The sequence below is a fragment of the Serratia sp. Ae19-1 genome (genome assembly GCF_059801225.1).
In genome coordinates this window covers 244,848-263,094 of record NZ_JBCHWD010000003.1, presented here as the reverse complement: position 1 = coordinate 263,094, position 18,247 = coordinate 244,848, and the positions used below count along the sequence as shown (strand labels likewise).

Sequence of the window (18,247 nt, the reverse complement as noted above, 5' to 3'; positions counted from 1 at the left end):
AACACTGCCATGCCACAGATGAATGATTTTGAGCATATCGCCCGTCGCCAGGGCGGGTTGAACAAGCATCTTACCGCCGGGCAGATGTCGATGCTGGCGATAGGCGGCGCCATCGGCACCGGGCTGTTTCTCGGCAGCGCCTATGCCATTCAGATGGCGGGGCCGTCGGTCTTGCTGAGCTACCTGATCGGCGGCGTCATTGCGTTGCTGCTGATGGGCAGCCTGGCGGAAATGACCTCCGAACACCCGACGCCCGGTTCGTTCGGCGACTACGCCGAATTTTATCTCGGCCCGCTGTTCGGTTTTCTGGTGCGCTACTCCTACTGGTCCTGCGTGGTGCTGGCGGTGGGCACCGAAGTCACCGCCATCGGCATGTACATGCAGTTCTGGTTTCCGGCGACGCCGACCTGGCCGTGGGTGCTGCTGTTCTCGGCGGCGGTGATCGCGGTCAACGTGATCGGCGTGAAGTCGTTCGGCCAGGTGGAATACGCGCTGTCCACCGTCAAAGTGACGGCGATCGTGGCCTTCATTCTGATCGGTATCGGCATCCTGGCGTTCTCGGGCAACCCGACCTACGGCCTGCGCAACCTGACCACCGGCGGTTTTATGCCGTTTGGCATCAAGGGCATGTGGTTTGCGGTGATCGTTTCCATCTTCAGCTACCTGAGCATTGAGATGATCGCGGTGGCCGCCGGTGAGGCGAAAAATCCGGTGATTGCGGTGAAGGCGGCGTTCAAGGGCACCATCGTGCGGCTGTTCATCTTCTACATGCTGTCGATCGCCCTGATGCTGGCCATCGTGCCCTGGCGCCAGTCCGGCACCGGCGAAAGCCCGTTTCTGATGGCGATGAACGTGATCCATCTGCCTGCCGCCGCCGGCATCTTCAACTTTATCGTGCTGGTGGCGGCGCTGTCGGCGATGAACAGCCAGCTGTACATCACCACCCGCATGATGTTCTCGCTGTCGCGCGCCGGGCAGGCGCCGGCGGCGCTGGGGCGCGTCAGCCGGCGCGGCATTCCGGTCAATGCGCTGGCGATGTCGTGCATCGGCATCGTGGTGTCCATCGTCCTGAGCCTGGTGGCGCCGGAAACGTCGTTCGCCGCCATGATGTCCATTTCGGTGTATGGCGCCTGTTTTACCTGGCTGATGATCTTCGTCACCCATCTGTTCTTCCGCCGCCGGCACCGGCAGACCCATCTGAAGTTCCGCATGTGGGGATTCCCCTATACCACCTTACTGGGTGGCGGGCTGATGGCGGCGCTGATGATCTCGACGGCGTTTACCGAATTCTTCCGCATGACGCTGTGGTTCGGCATTCCGTTCACCTTGCTGCTGGTGGTGGCCTACCGCTTCCAGAGCCGCCGCGCGGCTGCGCCGTCGCCGTTCAAGGCGCCGGAGGTGGAGTAATGCGGGGCAGGGGCTGAGACGCACCTCAGCCCTGGGGATTAAAGCTGGCTTTTCGGGATGAGGTGATCGCCGAAGCTCAGGCGCTGGCGGCCCGGCTCGATTGCGGTCAACGGCGCCACTTCGTGCAGCGAGGATTTGCAGCGCTGCACCAGATCCTGATACTCGCGGGTGCCGGCGATCTTCCAGGCCAGCTCCTGTTCGGTCAGATCGCGCAGCACGCGCGCCGGGCTGCCGACCACCAGCTTGTTGGCTTCGATCGTCGCCGCGGCTTTGACGAACGCCATCGCGCCGACGATGGTGTTCTCACCGATCTCCGCGCCGTCCATCACTACCGCGTTCATGCCCACCATCGCGTTGCGGCGAATGCGGCAGCCGTGCAGGATGGCGCCGTGGCCGATATGGCCGTCTTCTTCCACCACCGTGTCCTGCTGCGGGAAGCCGTGCATCACGCAGTTGTCCTGAATGTTGGCGCCGTCGCAGATCACCAGGCGGCCAAAATCGCCGCGCAGGCTGGCGTTCGGGCCGATATACACGTGTTTGCCGACGATCACGTCGCCGATCAGCACCGCGGTTGGGTGCACGTAACTGCTGGGGTCAACGACCGGCGTCAGACCGTCAATCTGATACACAGGCATAGCGTGAGTTCCTTAACATGTAGGGTCGCGCGGCAGGCCGCCGAAGCGCCGATAGTAACCGGCGGCCGGCGCGGGCAGGGCGCCGATGGTGGTCTCCGCCAGCGAGCTGACGTACTCCGTCGCAGCGCGATCGACCTGCTGATAGAGATTGATGCACAGATTGCGAGCGATCTGGCCTTCCCACTGCGCGGGCAGCAGCGCGTCCGGCAGCAGCGGATCTTTCAACACCACGCGACGGAAGAAGTGAATCAATAATAGCTTAATCTGGAAACAGCGCAGCGGCGTCAGCGCCGCCGGGTCGACTTCGCGCAGCAGCGCCATCAGCGGCCGGAAGGAGACGATAAACTCGTGATAGCCGGCCGCCACCTCGCTCAGCGACCAGCAGTCGGCCACCAGTTTCTGCAGGGTTTGTTCGGAGCGGTTGTAGGGGTAATCGGCGCGGAAGTAGATCACCTGCTCGCTGGCGTTCAGTTCGCCGAGCAGCGCCGTCACGTCGGTCTGCGCATGGGTGGGGGCGGCCATCAGGTTGCTGGCGATTTGCCCGAACCCGAGCCAGCCGAGCTCTTTTTTCAGCCGCGCGCGCGCGTTTTTATCGGCGCTTTCCAGCAGCAACAGCTCCCACTTGCCGTCCCAGGCGGGCTGCTCGCGCAGATAAATTTTCGATTCGGCGTGGCGGAACTGACGCATTCCCTGATCGGTCACGCGGTAGAAGCTGCGGCGGCCTATTTTCTCCACCGCCAGCCAACCCTCTTTCTGCAGGCGGAACACCGAGGTGCGCACGAAGCGATCGCCGAAACCGAAGGCCTCCAGCAGCGCGCTCAGGCTGCCGAGCCACACTTCGCCGCCGCGGTGGCTGAGCGCGTCGCCGTACAGCGAAATGATCAGCGAAGTGCCGCTGATCGGCTGCGCGTCGACGGCATGGCGAATGAACTCATCCAGTTTATGTTCCATATTTTTCCATGGGTTAGCCTTCGATGAGCCATAACATTACGCCTAATTTAGGGCGGCGTCATCCGTGACGCCGTGCGCCTCAGCGCGGCCGCAGATCGACCACGCGCTGCGCTTTGCCTTCCGATCGCGGAATATCGCCGCAGTTGGCGATGCTGACGTCGGTGCTGACGCCCACGATCGATTTGATGTGGTGGCGCAGCTGGTGGCAGATGTCGCAACGTTGCTGGTGGCTGAGGCTGAGCGCCGATTCTTTCAGCTCGACGCGCACCGCCAGCGTGTCCAGGTGCCCGCTGCGGCTGACCTGCAGCTGATAGTGCGGCGACAGCTGCTCGAACTGCATGATCTGCTCTTCCACCTGCGACGGGAAGACGTTGACGCCGCGGATGATCAGCATGTCGTCGGAACGGCCGGTGATCTTGCCCATGCGGCGCATCTGGCGCGCGTCCCCCGGCAGCAGACGGGTGAGATCGCGGGTGCGGTAGCGGATCACCGGCAGCGCCTCTTTGGTCAGGGTGGTAAACACCAGTTCGCCGTGCTCACCGTCCGGCAGGGCGACGCCGGTCTCCGGGCAGATGATCTCCGGCAGGAAGTGGTCTTCCCAGATGGTGGGGCCGCCGCCGCTCTCCAGGCATTCCATCGCTACGCCCGGCCCCATCACTTCCGACAGGCCATAGATATCCAGCGCCTTGATGCCCATGCGGGTTTCGATTTCGTGCCGCAAGGCTTCGGTCCAGGGTTCGGCGCCGAACACGCCGAGCCGCAGCGAACAGCCGCGCGCATCGCCGCCCATCTTGCGCTCCAGCTCGTCGATCAGCGTCAGGCAATAGGACGGCGTCACCATGATGATGTCGGGTTTGAAGTCGAGGATCAGCTGCGCCTGTCGTTCCGTCTGGCCGCCGGACATCGGGATCACCGTGGCGCCGAGCCGCTCCGCGCCGTAGTGCGCGCCCAGGCCGCCGGTGAACAGGCCGTAACCGTAGGCGACGTGCACCTTGTCTTTGGCGGTGGCGCCGCCGGCGCGCAGACAGCGGGCGACGATATCGGCCCAGTTATCGATGTCGCGCTGGGTGTAACCGACCACCGTCGGGCGGCCGGTGGTACCCGAGGAGGCGTGGATGCGTACCACCTGTTCCATCGGCACCGCGAAGGTGTCGAACGGGTAGTTGTCGCGCAGATCCTGCTTGGTGGTGTAAGGGAAACGCGCCAGATCGCTCAGCTGTTTGAGATCGTCAGGGTGCACGCCTGCCTGGTCGAACTTGCGTTTGTACATCGGCACATTGTCGTAGGCGTGGTGCAGCGTCCATTTCAAGCGCGCCAACTGCAACGCTTCAATCTCATCGCGCGAGGCGAATTCGATGCTATCGAGGGGCTGTGGATTTATTGTCATGGTTAGCCTCAGGGGTCAGACACGCTCAATGATCATGGCGATGCCCTGGCCAACGCCGATGCACATGGTGCAAAGCGCGTAGCGGCCGGCACGCCGTTCCAGTTCAAACAGGGCGGCCAGCGCCAGGCGCGCGCCGCTCATGCCCAGCGGGTGTCCCAGAGCGATCGCGCCGCCGTTGGGGTTGACCTGCGGCGCATCGTCCGGCAGGCCAAGCTGGCGCATCACCGCCAGCGCCTGGGCGGCGAACGCTTCGTTCAGTTCGATAACGTCCATCTGCGCCAGGCTCAGCCCGGCGATCTCCAGCACCTTGCGGGTGGCGGGCAACGGGCCGATGCCCATCAGCCGCGGCTCCACGCCGCAGGTGGCGGTGGCCAGGATGCGCGCGCGCGGCGTCAGGCCCTGGCGCGCCGCCATCGCTTCGGAGGCGACGAGCAGCGCCGCCGCGCCGTCGTTCAGCCCCGAGGCGTTGCCGGCGCTGACGCTGCCGGGCTGACGGAACGGGGTTTTCAACGCCTGCAGCTGCTCGAGCGTGGTGTCGGCGCGCGGATGCTCATCCTGGCTGAACAGCGTCACCGCGCCTTTTTTTCCAGTGAGGCTGACCGGGGCAATCTCCTGCGCCAGGTAGCCCAGCGCCTGCGCCCGGGCGGCGCGCTGCTGGCTGCGCAGCGCAAAGGCGTCCTGATCGGCGCGGCTGATGTTGAACTGCGCCGCGACGTTTTCGGCGGTCTCCGGCATCGAATCGGTGCCGAACTCGGCCTGCATGCGCGGGTTGACGAAGCGCCAGCCGAGAGTGGTGTCGTACAGCTGCGCCTGGCGGCTGAAGGCGCTGTCGGCCTTGCCCATCACCAGCGGCGCGCGGGTCATCGATTCTGCGCCGCCGGCCAGCATCAGCCCGGCGTCGCCGGCTTTGATGCTGCGCGCCGCCATCGCCAGCGCATCCAGACCCGAGCCGCACAGGCGGTTCACCGTGGTGCCGGACACGCCGACCGGCAGCCCGGCCAGCAGCAGCGCCATGCGCGCCAGGTTGCGGTTGTCCTCCCCGGCCTGGTTGGCGCAGCCGAGGATCACATCGTCCAGCTGCGTCCAATCCACCTGCGGATAGCGTTCCAGCAGCACGCGCAGCGGCAGGGCGGCGAGATCGTCGGCGCGCACCTGTGCCAGCGCGCCGCCATAGCGGCCGATCGGGGTGCGCACGCCGTCGCAGATAAATGCCTGATTCATGCCTGCTCTCCTAAAATGCTGTGGCCGAGGCGGTGCGCGCGGCCGCGGAACCAGGCGACGGTTTTGCCCAGTTGGTTAACGATCTCTACGTCATACAGCCCGGTGGCTTTGCCCTGATGGCGCACCTCCGCACTGGCGGTGAGGCGATCGCCGGCCAGCGCCGGGCGGACGAAGTCGATGCTGCAGCCGGAGGCGACCGCCGCCAACCCCTGGCTATTGCAGGCGTAGGCGAAAGCGGTGTCCGCCAGGCTGAACAGCTGGCCGCCGTGACAGGTCTGGTGGCCATTGAGCATCTGCGGGCCGACGGTCATGCTGACCTGCGCGTACCCGGCGTCGACGGCGTCGATATGCATACCCATCGCCTGAGCGCAGGTATCTTGCTGAAACATTTGCTCGGCGCAGCGCTGAGCCAGCGCGCGCGGCGTATTGGCGTTCATTGTTCGGCTCCTGGGAAAGAGGCGGGAGAAGCATAACGGCGCAGCAGCGGCATAGGGCGATAGCGCGCCTCGCCGTAATAGCGTTGCAGGTTTTCCAGCGTCGCCAGGATGTGGCGCCAGCCAAGCGCGGCGCCCCAGGCCAACGGTCCGCGCGGGTAGTTGACGCCGCGCAGCATCGCCAGATCGGTATCTTCGGCGCTGGCAACGCCTTTGTTCACCACGTCGAGCGCTTCGTTGGCCAGCATGGCCAGGGTGCGCATCGTCAGCAGGCCGGGGTAATCCGGCAACGGAATGACCTGCTTGCCGAGGGACTGCAGCAGGCGAATCGCTTTGGCATTGTGTTGCGCACCGTTTTGCGCCGCGCAGCTGATGGCGATGGCGGAGGCGCGCGCATAGTCGGCACAGAGATCGAACAGCACCACGGGCGTTCCACGTTCGTCGGCCAGCTGGCCGGCGGTTTTACCATTGGTTAACATCAGTGTAACGTCGTCGATCGTGACGTGCGGGCTGGTCTGGCCAGGTTGTATGATCGCCCCCGCATTTTCGCTTAACAGCTGCGCCAGATCGGCCAGCGGCGACCAATCGCCGTGCAAGGTGACGCGCTGTGGCTGCGCGGCCTGCGCCGGCGGCGCAAAGGCGATCTCGGCGGCGGAGCGCGATGTGTCGTAGCGGTAGAAGCCGCGGCCGGATTTGCGGCCGAGGTGCCCCGCGGCCACCAACTCCTGCTGCACCAGCGAAGGGGTGAAGCGCGGATCCTGGTAGAAGGCCTGATACACCGATTCGGTCACGGCGAAATTGACGTCCTGGCCGATCAGATCGGTCAATTGCAGCGGGCCCATGGCGAAACCGCCGGCGTCGCGCAATACCGCGTCCAGCGTGGCGGCGTCGGCCACCCGTTCCTCCAGCGCGCGCAGGGTTTCGGCATAGAACGGCCGCGCCACGCGGTTGACGATGAATCCCGGCGTTGAGCGGCACAGAACGCTCTGCTTACCCCAACGCTGCGCCACGGCCTGCAGCGCGGCGAGGGTTTCGGCACCGGTCTCCAGACCGCTGACGATCTCCACCAGCTTCATTAGCGGCGCCGGGTTGAAAAAGTGCAGTCCGGCCATACGCGCCGGGTGTTGCAATGCCCCGGCGATGGCGGTGATCGACAGCGAGGAGGTGTTGCTGGCAAACAGCGTCGCGGGCGAGCAGACCGCTTCCAGATCGCGGAACAGGCTCTGCTTAATCGCCAGGTTTTCCGCCACCGCTTCAATCACCAGCGCGCAGTCGGCCAGTTGCTCGAGCGAGTCGGCGCGTTCGAGGCGCGCCAGCAGCGCTTCGGTGGTCGCGGCATCGGCCTTGCCGCCGTCCACCCGCTGCCGCAGGCGGCGAGCGAGTTCGTCGATCGCTCGTTGGGCGGCGGCGGGCGCGATATCGAACAGCCGCACCGGGTGGCCGGCGGCAGCGGCCACCTGGGCGATGCCGATGCCCATGGTGCCGGCGCCGATCACCGCCACCCGGCCGTTAACAAGGGACGCGTTCATGGCTATTTCCCGCTGAAGTTCGGCGTGCGTTTGGCGAAGAACGCGCTGACGCCTTCGCGGTAGTCGTCGCTGCGGCCGCCCAATCGCTGCAGATCGCGCTCCAGATCGAGCTGCTGATCGAGGCTGTTGGTGGCCGAGCTATAGATGGCTTTCTTGATAAGGCCCAGACCGTAGGTTGGCTGAGTGGCCAGATGGCGTGCCAGCGTTTGCGTGCGATCGGCCAATTCCTCCGCCGGCACTACCTGCCAGATCATGCCCCACTCCAGCGCCTGTTGGGCGCTGATTTTGTCGCCCAGCAGCGCCATGCCCATCGCGCGAGCGTGGCCGGCCAGCCGCGGCAGGAACCAGCTGCCGCCGGAATCCGGCACCAGCCCCAGGCGGCAGAAAGACTGAATAAAGCTGGCGTTGTCGGCGGCGATGACGATGTCGCACGCCAAAGCCAGCGCGGCACCGGCACCGGCCGCTACGCCGTTGACCGCACACACCACCGGCTTGGGCAGGGCGGTCAGACGGCGGATCAGGGGGTTGTAGAAACGTTCGACCGACAGACCGAGATCCGGTGCCTGTTGATCGGCGCTGACGTTGCGATCGTTGAGATCCTGCCCGGCGCAGAAACCGCGTCCGGCGCCGGCGATCAGCAGGCAGCGCACGTTGTCGTCGCGCTCGGCTTGCGTCAGCGCCTCGCTCAGCTGGCGATGCATCTCGTCGTTAAAGCTGTTGAGCCGATCCGGACGGTTGAGGGTCAGCGTCAACACGCCGGCGTCGAGATGGCTGAGAATCAATGCGTTATCCATAAATCAGCGCCCCTGATAGTTTGGCGTACGTTTTTCGAAAAAGGCGGCGATGCCTTCGCGGCGATCGTCGGTGGCGGCCAGGGTGACGAACTGCTGACGTTCCATCGCCAGCCCCTGGCTAAGGCCGGTCTCCTCGGCCTGTTTCAGCGCCTGCTTGGCGGCGCGCAGCGCCAGCGGCGCCTGACGGCTGATGCGCTCGGCAATCTGCTGTGTGCGTTCCAGCGTCAGAGCATCGACGCACACTTCGCTGATAAGGCCGGCCTGCAGCGCGGTGCGGGCGTCGATGGCTTCGCCGGTTAGCACCATCTGGCTGGCGCGCGATTTGCCGACGCAGCGGATCAGGCGTTGAGTACCTCCGGCGCCCGGCATCAGACCAAGGGTGATCTCCGGCAGGCCGAAGCGGGCGCTTTCACCGCCGATGACGATGTCGCAGGCCAGCGCCAGCTCGCAGCCGGCACCCAATGCATAGCCGTTTACCGCCGCCAGCAGCGGCTTGCTGAACTGCGCCAGCCGCTGCCACAGCTGCGGACGGCTGTCCGCCAGGGCGGCCGGCACATCCTGCTGCTGCAGTTCGCGCAGATCGGCACCGGCGGCGAAGAAACGCGCCGCGCCGGCGATCACCACGGCGCCCACGCCGCGGTCGGCATCGGCCTGCTCCAGCAGAGACACCAGCTGCTCCAGGCAGGGGGTGCTCAGGGCGTTGCGCGCCTCCGGGCGGTGCAGCGTCAGCGTGACCACCCGGTGTTGTTGTTGGCGTAAAATGAAAGGGGTGTCCATCGCGGCTCCTAGACGTCGAAGTCCAACACCACGCCGTCGCCTTTCGGCCACGACTGGCAGCTCAATACATAGCCCGCGGCCAACTGGTCCGGCTCCAGGCTGTAGTTGACGCCCATCTCCACCTGGCCGGCCTTCAGCCGGCATTTGCAGGTGGCGCACACGCCGCCTTTGCAGGCGTAGGGCAGGTCGGCGCCCTGGCGCAGCGCCGCGTCGAGAATGCTGTCGTCCTGTTCGCCGACCTCAATATCCAACCGGCGGCCGTCGAGCAGGATCGCCACCCGGGTGGCGTTGCGATCGCCGCTGCTGCGCGGGCGGGCGACCAGGCCGCTGGTGTTGAAGCGCTCGCTGTGGATGTGATTGGCCGGTACCCCGGCCTGTTCGAGTACGGTTTGCGCGTCGTCCATCATCGATTCCGGCCCGCAAATGAAGGCGTGGTCATAGTCGCGGAAATCCAGCAGCGCGCCGCCGATCGCAGCCAGGCGTTCGCGGTCGATGCGGCCGCTGAGCAGCGGGCTGTCGAGGCTCTCCTGGCTGAACAGGTACAGCTGCTGAAAACGCTGTGGGTAGCGGTTTTTCAAATCCGACAGCGCTTCTTTGAACATCATGGTTCTGCTGTTGCGGTTGCCGTAGATCAGGGTGAAACTGCTGCCCGGTTCGAGCTGCAGCGTCGCCTTGATGATCGACAGCATCGGCGTGATGCCGGAACCGGCGGCGATCGCCAGGTAGTTGCCGCTGCGCTCCGCCTGCGGTTGATAGCCGAAGCGCCCCTGCGGCACCATCACCTCCAGCGCATCGCCGACCTTCAGCATGCGGTTGACGAAGCCGGAGAAACGGCCCTGATCGATCGCTTTCACGCCGATCTGCAGCAGGCCTTCCTGCGGTGAACTGCAGATGGAGTAGCAACGCCGCAGCTCTTCGCCGTTGACCAACGCCTTGAGCGTCAGGTGCTGGCCGGGGGTATAGCGGTATTGGTTTTGCAGTTCTTCGGGCACGCGCAGCGTGATGGCTACGGCGTCCGGCGTTTCGCGCTCGATGGCGGCGACGTTCAGGCGATGAAAGACCGTCATGGTGTCAGCGCTCCTATATGCATTTGAAGTAGTCGAACGGTTCCCGGCAGTCGCAGCAGCGATACAGCGCTTTACAGGCGGTGGAGCCGAACTCGCTGATCTTCTCGCTGTGGGTGCTGCCGCAGCGCGGGCAGGCTACCGGGCCGTGGGCGTGCGGACGATCGCAGGTATGGCCCTGCGGCGGCGCCACGCCGTATTGCCGCAGCCGTTCGCGGGCGTCGGCGTTCATCCAGTCGGTGGTCCAGGCCGGGCTGAGGCGGATCTCAACCTGCACCGGGCTGAAACCGGCTTCCGCCAGCCGCTGCTCGATGGCGTTGAGCAGAAATTCGGTGGCCGGGCAGCCGGAGTAGGTTGGGGTGAAAGTCACGCGCCAGCCGGCGCCGTCGCGCGCCACGTCGCGCACCATGCCCAAATCGGTGATCGACATCACCGGCAGTTCGGGATCGCTGATCTGCTGCAGGCAGTGCCAAATCTGCGGAATTTCGGCGGGTTTCAAACGAGTGACGTTCATCGCGGCCTCCTACCACTGACTGTTTGGATAGGCGCGCTGCAGGAACTGCATCTCCGCCAGCAGCGGGCCGAGGTGTTCGCTGTGTCGCCCTTGTTTGCCGCCGTGACGGAACGCCTGCTCGGCAGGCAGCGTCAATGTCGCCTGGCGCAGCGTCTCTTCCACCTGCGCCTGCCAGGGGGCCTGCAGTTCGCGCGGATCGACGGCAACGCCTTGCTCCGCCAACGCCAGTTCCAGCTCGTCGGCGTGGAACAGCTCGGCGGTGAAGCGCCACAGGTTATCCAGCGACTGTTGGATCTTGCCGTGGCTGACGTCGTTGCCGTCGCCCAGGCGGATCATCCAGCCGCGGCTGAAACGCAGGTGGTAATCGGCTTCCTTCAACGACTTGGCGGCGATGGCGGCGATCTGCGCATCGCGGCTGCGGCTCAGCGCCTGGTGCAGCTGCACGTGGTAGGCGTCGAGCAGGAACTGGCGCACCAGCGTGTCGTTGAAACCGCCGTTCGGCTGTTCCGCCAACAGCAGGTTGTGAAACTGGCGCTCGTCACGGCCAAAGGCCAGGCTGTCTTCGCTGCAGGGCGGCCCGGCCAGTTCGGCGGCGTAGCCCAGAAAGTTGCGCGCCTGGCCGAGCAGGTCGAGCCCGATGTTGGCCAACGCCAGATCGATTTCCAGCTCGGGCGCGTGGCCGCACCAGGCGCACAGGCGCTGGGCGAGGATCAGAGGCGTGTCGCCCTGGCGGAGCAAATAGCTGATGCGCGGATCGTTAACCGTCATGGTCGCCTCTACATGTTCTTGATGCCGTCGGGGATGGTGTAAAACGTCGGATGACGGTAGATCTTGTCTTCGGACGGATCGAAGAACGCGCCGCGATCTTCCGGCTGCGAGGCGATCAGATGGCGCGACTGCACCACCCAAATCGAGCAGCCTTCATTGCGGCGGGTGTAAGCGTCGCGGGCGTTTTCCAGTGCCATTTGATCGTCGGCGGCGTGCAGGCTGCCGACGTGGCGATGCGCCAACCCTTGTTTGCTGCGGATAAACACTTCATACAGCGGCCATTCAACGTGGCTCATGATCTCGATTCCTTATGGTGGCTATGCGGCGGAGGCGGCGTTTTTCGCGGCGTGGGCCATGGCGCCGTCGCGCACCCAGGCGCCGTCTTCCCAGGCGCGGCGCTTGGCCTGCAGGCGTTCGTGGTTGCACTGGCCGCGTCCTTTGATCACCTCATGCAGTTCGCTCCAGTCGATCTCGCCGAAGCGATAGTGGCCGGCGGCATCGTCCCAGATAAGGTCCGGGTCCGGCGCCGTCATGCCCAGCGCCTCAAGCTGCGGCACGGTGTTGTCGACGAATTTCTGCCGCAGCTCATCGTTGCTGTGACGTTTGATTTTCCATGCCATGCTTTGGGCGCTGTGCGGGGAGTCGGCGTCGCTCGGGCCGAACATCATCAGCACCGGCCACCAGAAGCGATCGATGGCGTCCTGCAGCATGGCGCGTTGCGTGTCGCTGCCGTTGGCCATCGCCATCACCGCCTCATAGCCCTGGCGCTGGTGGAAGCTTTCCTCTTTGCAGATTTTCACCATCGCCCGCGCATAGGGGCCGTAGGACGCACGGCATAACGCCACCTGGTTGACGATGGCGGCGCCGTCGACCAGCCAGCCGATCACGCCGATATCCGCCCAGTTGAGCGTGGGATAATTGAAGATAGAGGAGTACTTCATCTTGCCGTCGAGCATCTTTTGGTAGATGTCCTGGCGTGAACAACCGAGGGTCTCGGCGGCGCTGTAGAGGTACAGACCGTGGCCGGCCTCATCCTGCACTTTGGCCAGCAGCACCGCCTTGCGGCGCAGCGTGGGGGCACGCGTCAGCCAGTTGGCTTCCGGCAGCATGCCGATGACTTCCGAGTGGGCGTGTTGGCCGATCTGCCGAATCAGGTTCTGACGGTAGGCGTCCGGCATCCAGTCTTTGGCCTCGATAGCGATATCCGCCGCGATCTTGTCGTCGAAATGCTGCTGGTACTGTGCTTCAGTTGTCATGCTTGCCTCTTGGTGATTCGTATTTTTCACATTAAACACAAAAATGTGAATCACTTTAACTAACCATAAGGCTACAAACTGATAACAAAAAGATCAAACGAGATTTATGTGGTTTTGCGAGTTCAATCACAGGGTATATCATTAGTGTATTGATTTAATTTGATAAATTTTGAGGTTAACTCCGCGTTAACGGCAAGATTAGCGGCTTAGTGGTGCCTTTTGTTCTCTTTTTGTTAAAATTGAGCTTGGCGTTGACTGGCATTTATGTGATACGTAATTAAGCTGTATGGTGAAAATTTATGAATTTTGGAGGGCACATGCAGCAGTTACACAGTTATCTTTCTGGCGCCTGGGTGTATGGGCAGGGAGAGGGCCGCCAGATCCGCCACGCCGTGACCGGCGAAGCGCTGTTCCAGGTCTGCTCCGACGGCCTGCCGTTAGCGGCCAGCCTGAGCTATGCCCGTAGCCACGGCGGCCCGGCGCTGGCGAAAATGACGTTCCAGCAGCGCGCCCAGATGTTGAAAACGGTGGCGAAGCACCTGCTGGCGCATAAAGAGGCGCTGTACCAGATCTCCTATCAAACCGGGGCGACGCGCAGCGACGGCTGGGTCGATATCGAAGGCGGCATCGCGACGCTGTTCGCTTATGCCGGCATGGCCGGCCGCGATCTGCCGGACGATACGCTGTGGCCGGAAGATGAGCTGATCCCGCTGTCGAAGCAGGCGCAATTCGCCGCCCGCCACGTACTGACCTCGCGCCCGGGCGTAGCGCTGCATATCAACGCCTTCAACTTCCCGTGCTGGGGGATGTTGGAAAAACTGGCGCCGACCTGGCTGGCGGGCATGCCGGCCATCATCAAGCCGGCCACCGCCACCGCGCAGTTGACGCAGGCGATGGTCAGGCTGATCGTCGACAGCGGCCTGGTGCCGGAAGGGGCGCTGCAGCTGGTGTGCGGCGGCGTTGGCGACATGTTTGCGCACCTGGATTATCAGGATGCGGTAACGTTCACCGGTTCGGCGCAGACCGGCCAGCGGCTGCGCGCGCATCCGCGCCTGTTGGAGAAATCGATCGCGTTCACCATGGAGGCGGATTCGCTCAACTGCTGCGTGTTGGCGGAGGACGTGACGCCGGAAATGCCGGAATTTGCCCTGTTTATTAAAGAGGTGTGTCGTGAAATGACCGCCAAGGCGGGGCAGAAATGCACCGCGATCCGCCGCATCATCGTGCCGGCGTCGCAGGTGGCGGCGGTGCGTCAGGCCTTGCTGCAGCGACTGTCAGGCGTGACGGTGGGCGACCCGCAGCTGGAGCAGGTGCGCATGGGGGCGTTGGTCAGCCACGAACAGCGTGATGATGTGCAAAGCAAGGTGGAGTTCCTGCTGCGCAACGGTTGCGAGCCCCTGTGCGGCGCAGCCCTGGATAAGCTGGACGTGCTGGGGGACGGCGCGCGCGGTGGCGCATTTTATCCGCCGACCCTGCTGTATTGCGCCGATCCGTTCACCCATCAGGCGGTGCACGGTACCGAGGCCTTCGGCCCGGTGGCGACGCTGATGCCGTATGCGGATACCGAGCAGGCGATCGCGCTGGCGTTGCTGGGGCAGGGCAGCCTGGCGGGATCGCTGGTGACCGCCGACCCGGCGCTGGCCAAGCGCTTTATCCGCGCGGCGGCCTGCGCTCACGGACGTATGCTGATTTTGGATGAGCAGGCGGCGGCGGAATCCACCGGCCACGGCTCGCCGTTGCCGATGCTGGTGCACGGCGGCCCGGGGCGCGCCGGCGGCGGCGAAGAACTGGGCGGGCTGCGCGCGGTGAAACATTATATGCAGCGTACGGCGATCCAGGGCAGCCCGGCGATGCTGGCGGCCATCGGCGGTGAATGGGTGCGCGGCGCGCCGGTCGCCGAGTATCCGGTGCATCCGTTCCGCAAATATTTCGAGCAGCTGCAGCTGGGCGACAGCCTGTTGACCGCGCGCCGCACCGTGACCGAGGCGGATATCGTCAACTTCGCCTGCCTGAGCGGCGACCATTTTTACGCGCACATGGACAAGATCGGCGCTGCCGATTCGCTGTTCGGCGAGCGGGTAGCGCACGGTTACTTTGTGGTGTCGGCCGCTGCCGGGCTGTTTGTCGACGCCGCCGTCGGGCCGGTAATCGCCAACTACGGCATGGAAAATCTGCGTTTTATTGAACCGGTGAAGATCGGCGACACCATTCAGGTGCGGTTAACCTGCAAGAAGAAGATCCGCAAGCCGCAGAAAACCGCCGAAGATCGGCCGCATGGCGTGGTGGTGTGGGATGTGCAGGTGCTGAATCAGGAACAGCAGCCGGTGGCGCTGTACAGCATCCTGACGCTGGTGGCGCGCCAGCAAGGGGACTTCGAGGCATAATGCGCGCTTCGCCGCCGCCGGGTGCCGGCGGCGGCGGGTCATTCAGATCAGCGGCTGCCCGCGCAGCTGTTCCAGCACTTTCAGCGGCGAACGCTGCGGATCCTGCATTTTATTCACCGGCAACAGGAAGGTCTGCTCCAGCATAAACTGGCCGCCCATCGCGGCGTGCGGCGTTTGATCCGAGAAGCAAATCCAACTGCTGCCCGGCGGGAACTCCAGCGCCAGCTGCGGACCCCGTTGCTGATAATCGCCGTCGGCCTTCATCGCGTCATGCAGTTGCAGCATCAGATGGTCATAATGGCTGCGGCGGGTTTTGGTGATGCGCACCTGATGTTGCAACCAGCTGCTGAAGGCGGAGTAACGGGCCAAACGCGGCATAAAGCGTTCCGCCAGATCGGGGAAGGGTTCTCCGACGCGCCATTGGCGATTCTCACCGTGCGGATTGATGTTGGTGAAGATGCGCAGAATGCGTTCGCCGTAGTTTGGACGCGACGGGAAAGCGTCGACGTGCAGCCGGCTGTCGTCTTTGCGCCAGGAGTTCTTGGCGCGCCAGGCGGAAACCGGATGCAAGCGCAGGCTGCCGGTCGGATGGTGCAGCACCTCCTGATACTCGGGCAACAGCCCGGCGATCAGCTGGCGACAGGATTGGTAATAGCGTTCCAGCATCTGCTGCACCTGCTGCTGGCGCTCCGCAACGGCGACGCCGGTCAGCTTGCCGGACAGAGGCTGATAGCTGATGTTCTTGCGCTTCGGATCGACCAGCGTCGGATCCAGCAGCGGCTTTTCCTGCTCAGACAGGGTGAAGGCCAGTTCAGGCAGAAACAGCACTTTGCCCTGTTCCAGTTCGCTGACCGCGCTGGATGTTTCCGCCGCCGCCCATTGCCGCAACGGCAGCGTCAGTACGGCCTGTTCACGCATAATATCGCCAGTAGGCATGAGATCTCCTCGCAAATCTGTATCGCTTTATTCCCGCCTTTCAGGTTGCCGCGTGGATGGCTGCACTGGTTTGCACAGTGGCTGGCTGGAGCGGCGTCAGAACGCTTTGCGCCGGTCGCCCAATGGCAACGTGAAATAGGTGAGTTCTATTATGGTTGTATCAGCAGGGCGCATTGCGCCGAAGCGTGCGATGGCTTCCTGATATTTAGAATAGTTCTGACAAGGGTATCACCGGCAACGCCAATAAAAAGTAAACGTAGGCTAAACGAGCCCCGCTGTAGGCACGAATAATCAAAAAAGGCACGAATTGTTCGTTAAATGGCGTGTTTTTTATCTTGTTGAATTTTAATGGAAATAAATACCCTGCTTATTTTTCGCCGCTATTCTATTCAGGAGGGAAGATAACGCCGGAGAGAAAAAGTTTTGGGGGGGAATTATTTCATTTTTCCGGATGAATAATTGGGGCCGCCTGGTTGCGACGGCCTAATTATTGGTCAAGCGCCGTAAATGCAGTTTTTGCCTTTTTTCTTGGCCTGATACAGCGCGCTGTCGGCCTCATTGATAAAGCCGATCGGCGTATCGTTGTACATATGCGGCACTTTGGCGCAGATGCCGATGCTGATGGTAACGATGCCGTGCGGATTGCCCTGATGCGGGATCTTCAGATCGCGCACCGCATTGATAACGCGTTCGGCGAAAATCAGCGCGCCTTGCACATCGGTATCCGGCAGAATAATCCCCATCTCTTCACCGCCGTAGCGCGCCAGCACGTCGTTGCTGCGGCATGCCAACCCCTTCAGCGTTTGGCCGATCTGCTGCAGGCACTGGTCGCCGGCGACGTGGCCATAGCTGTCGTTGTACTGTTTGAAGTAGTCGATATCCAGCATCAGTAGCGCCACGCTGCGGTAGTTGCGCGAAGCGCGCGCCAGCTCGTTCTTCAGCGCGATATCAAACTGGCGGCGATTGGCCAGGCCGGTCAGGCCGTCCAGCAGCGCCAGCTCTTCGAGCATCTGGTTGATGCTGGTCAATTGATCGCGGGTGCGCATCAGTTCGGCTTCGGTTTGCATGCTGTGCTTGATTTGCCGCAGCAGCACCATGCCCATCGCCAGCAGGATCATCAATAAAGAGAGGCCGCCGGCGGCGAACAGGCCGGCGTCGGTGCGCCAATCCGCCAGCGCGTCGCGTTTCGACAATCCCGCGGCGATCACCAGGGGAAAGCGGTTCACTCGCGAGTAGCCGTAGATGCGCTCCACTTTGTCGAACAGCGAGGTAATGGTGGCGTTGCCGAACTCCGAATGCGGCAAAATCTCGCTGAACAGCACGCCCTTGGCGATGTTTTTACCGATCGACGTTGCCGAGTACGGGCGGCGGTACAGGATGGTGCCATCCGCCAGCAGCAGGTTTAACGAGGCGTCGGTGTTGAGCGCGAAACTATCGTAAAACTGGCGGAAATAATCGATGTACAGCGTGGCCAGCACTACGCCGCCAAAGCTGCCGTCCGGGTTGTTGAATCGCCGCGAAACGGGGATGATCAGATCGCCGGTGGTGCGGCTGCGGATCACTTTGCCGATGTACAGGCCGGCGCCATCGCGATTCTGATGATATTTGAAGTAATCGCGATCGGCGTTGTTGGCGTTCTTGATGAATTTGCCTGAGGCCGTCGCCAGCCAGCGGCCGCGCGCATCGTAAACAAACAGCCCATGCAGCTGCGGCAGGTTGCCGACCTGTGTCTGCATCACCCGCTGCAGCCGCATCAGCTGTGACGGACCCAGTCCGTCGGTCTGAATACGCTCGGTCAGATCGAGCAGATTGCCATCCACCTGCATGAAGGTGTCGTCGGCATGCTGCGCCAGCGAACGGGCGAGGTTGGCGGATTCATGCTCGGCGCTGCGCAGATCGCGCTGGTGCGCGCTCCAGATTTGCCAGCTGTTAAAGAGGATCAGCGTGGCGGCAACGATGATGACAAACACGCCGGCCTGAAATAATAATGGGGAGCTTTTAACGCTGCGCGGCGGCACGGCATCCTGTAGGGGTTGCTGCTGAGTCATGTCACCCTTGTGGTTTGATTACTATTCAATTTGAGTTAAGAGCAATCCTATATTTTATGCATAAATGCGCCAGACCTCTAGCCCTTAACGTGGCGATGCGGGAAAGTCGGGCCGCAAACTGCATCAGCGGCGGCGTAAACAC

At 63.3% G+C, this 18,247-nt stretch carries 17 protein-coding genes; 2 read left to right on the top strand and 15 right to left on the bottom strand.

Annotation, left to right across the window (positions count from 1 at the left end; all coding sequences use genetic code 11):
• The first annotated feature begins 9 nt into the window (after window positions 1-9).
• Complete coding sequence (locus AAIE04_RS11450; RefSeq protein ID WP_063918605.1) at window positions 10-1,407, top strand: amino acid permease; 1,398 nt, start codon at window positions 10-12, stop codon at window positions 1,405-1,407.
• A gap of 38 nt (window positions 1,408-1,445) precedes the next feature.
• Here the strand turns inward: AAIE04_RS11450 and paaY are convergent, their stop codons facing one another.
• From paaY to paaA, 13 genes are all read right to left on the bottom strand, one after another.
• A complete protein-coding gene (gene paaY / locus AAIE04_RS11445; RefSeq protein ID WP_019453481.1) occupies window positions 1,446-2,042 on the bottom strand; it encodes a phenylacetic acid degradation protein PaaY in 597 nt (198 codons plus the stop codon).
• A gap of 12 nt (window positions 2,043-2,054) precedes the next feature.
• Window positions 2,055-2,993, bottom strand: coding sequence for a phenylacetic acid degradation operon negative regulatory protein PaaX (gene paaX, locus AAIE04_RS11440; protein ID WP_019453482.1), 939 nt, complete (start codon window positions 2,991-2,993; stop codon window positions 2,055-2,057).
• A gap of 79 nt (window positions 2,994-3,072) precedes the next feature.
• A complete protein-coding gene (gene paaK / locus AAIE04_RS11435) occupies window positions 3,073-4,380 on the bottom strand; it encodes a phenylacetate--CoA ligase PaaK (RefSeq protein ID WP_063918604.1) in 1,308 nt (435 codons plus the stop codon).
• A 15-nt stretch (window positions 4,381-4,395) separates the two neighbouring features.
• Window positions 4,396-5,601 (bottom strand): 3-oxoadipyl-CoA thiolase, encoded by a 1,206-nt coding sequence (gene pcaF / locus AAIE04_RS11430; RefSeq protein WP_498576960.1) that lies wholly within the window; start codon window positions 5,599-5,601, stop codon window positions 4,396-4,398.
• Entirely contained in the window at window positions 5,598-6,038 is a 441-nt protein-coding gene (gene paaI, locus AAIE04_RS11425) for a hydroxyphenylacetyl-CoA thioesterase PaaI (RefSeq protein ID WP_019453485.1), read from the bottom strand. Before paaI ends, pcaF begins: the two co-directional genes overlap by 4 nt.
• A complete protein-coding gene (locus AAIE04_RS11420; protein WP_498576959.1) occupies window positions 6,035-7,564 on the bottom strand; it encodes a 3-hydroxyacyl-CoA dehydrogenase in 1,530 nt (509 codons plus the stop codon). The genes paaI and AAIE04_RS11420 overlap by 4 nt, the downstream gene beginning before the upstream one ends.
• A gap of 2 nt (window positions 7,565-7,566) precedes the next feature.
• Entirely contained in the window at window positions 7,567-8,358 is a 792-nt protein-coding gene (gene paaG / locus AAIE04_RS11415; protein ID WP_019453487.1) for a 2-(1,2-epoxy-1,2-dihydrophenyl)acetyl-CoA isomerase PaaG, read from the bottom strand.
• Window positions 8,359-8,361: 3 nt separating this feature from the next.
• Window positions 8,362-9,135 (bottom strand): 2,3-dehydroadipyl-CoA hydratase PaaF, encoded by a 774-nt coding sequence (gene paaF, locus AAIE04_RS11410; RefSeq protein WP_498576958.1) that lies wholly within the window; start codon window positions 9,133-9,135, stop codon window positions 8,362-8,364.
• An 8-nt stretch (window positions 9,136-9,143) separates the two neighbouring features.
• Window positions 9,144-10,202 carry a 1,2-phenylacetyl-CoA epoxidase subunit PaaE gene (paaE, locus tag AAIE04_RS11405; RefSeq protein WP_019453489.1) on the bottom strand — a complete coding sequence of 353 codons (1,059 nt, stop codon included), beginning with the start codon at window positions 10,200-10,202 and terminating at the stop codon, window positions 9,144-9,146.
• Between the two features lie 13 nt (window positions 10,203-10,215).
• Window positions 10,216-10,713, bottom strand: coding sequence for a 1,2-phenylacetyl-CoA epoxidase subunit PaaD (gene paaD / locus AAIE04_RS11400; protein WP_498576957.1), 498 nt, complete (start codon window positions 10,711-10,713; stop codon window positions 10,216-10,218).
• A gap of 9 nt (window positions 10,714-10,722) precedes the next feature.
• A complete protein-coding gene (gene paaC / locus AAIE04_RS11395) occupies window positions 10,723-11,481 on the bottom strand; it encodes a 1,2-phenylacetyl-CoA epoxidase subunit PaaC (protein WP_498576956.1) in 759 nt (252 codons plus the stop codon).
• An 8-nt stretch (window positions 11,482-11,489) separates the two neighbouring features.
• A complete protein-coding gene (gene paaB / locus AAIE04_RS11390; protein ID WP_004935173.1) occupies window positions 11,490-11,777 on the bottom strand; it encodes a 1,2-phenylacetyl-CoA epoxidase subunit PaaB in 288 nt (95 codons plus the stop codon).
• A gap of 21 nt (window positions 11,778-11,798) precedes the next feature.
• A complete protein-coding gene (paaA, locus tag AAIE04_RS11385) occupies window positions 11,799-12,737 on the bottom strand; it encodes a 1,2-phenylacetyl-CoA epoxidase subunit PaaA (RefSeq protein WP_063918600.1) in 939 nt (312 codons plus the stop codon).
• 317 nt (window positions 12,738-13,054) lie between these two features.
• On the opposite strand from paaA, the gene paaZ reads away from it, so the two are divergent.
• Window positions 13,055-15,121 carry a phenylacetic acid degradation bifunctional protein PaaZ gene (gene paaZ, locus AAIE04_RS11380; RefSeq protein ID WP_498576955.1) on the top strand — a complete coding sequence of 689 codons (2,067 nt, stop codon included), beginning with the start codon at window positions 13,055-13,057 and terminating at the stop codon, window positions 15,119-15,121.
• A 42-nt stretch (window positions 15,122-15,163) separates the two neighbouring features.
• On the opposite strand, the gene kdoO is transcribed toward paaZ, so the two are convergent.
• Together kdoO and AAIE04_RS11370 are read right to left on the bottom strand one after the other, a co-directional pair.
• On the bottom strand, window positions 15,164-16,057 hold the full coding sequence (gene kdoO / locus AAIE04_RS11375) for a Kdo hydroxylase KdoO (RefSeq protein ID WP_498576954.1): 894 nt from the start codon (window positions 16,055-16,057) through the stop codon (window positions 15,164-15,166).
• A 494-nt stretch (window positions 16,058-16,551) separates the two neighbouring features.
• The gene (locus AAIE04_RS11370) at window positions 16,552-18,105 is read right to left on the bottom strand and encodes a sensor domain-containing diguanylate cyclase (RefSeq protein WP_063918598.1); all 1,554 of its coding nucleotides are present in this window, start codon (window positions 18,103-18,105) and stop codon (window positions 16,552-16,554) included.
• Window positions 18,106-18,247: the final 142 nt, after the last annotated feature.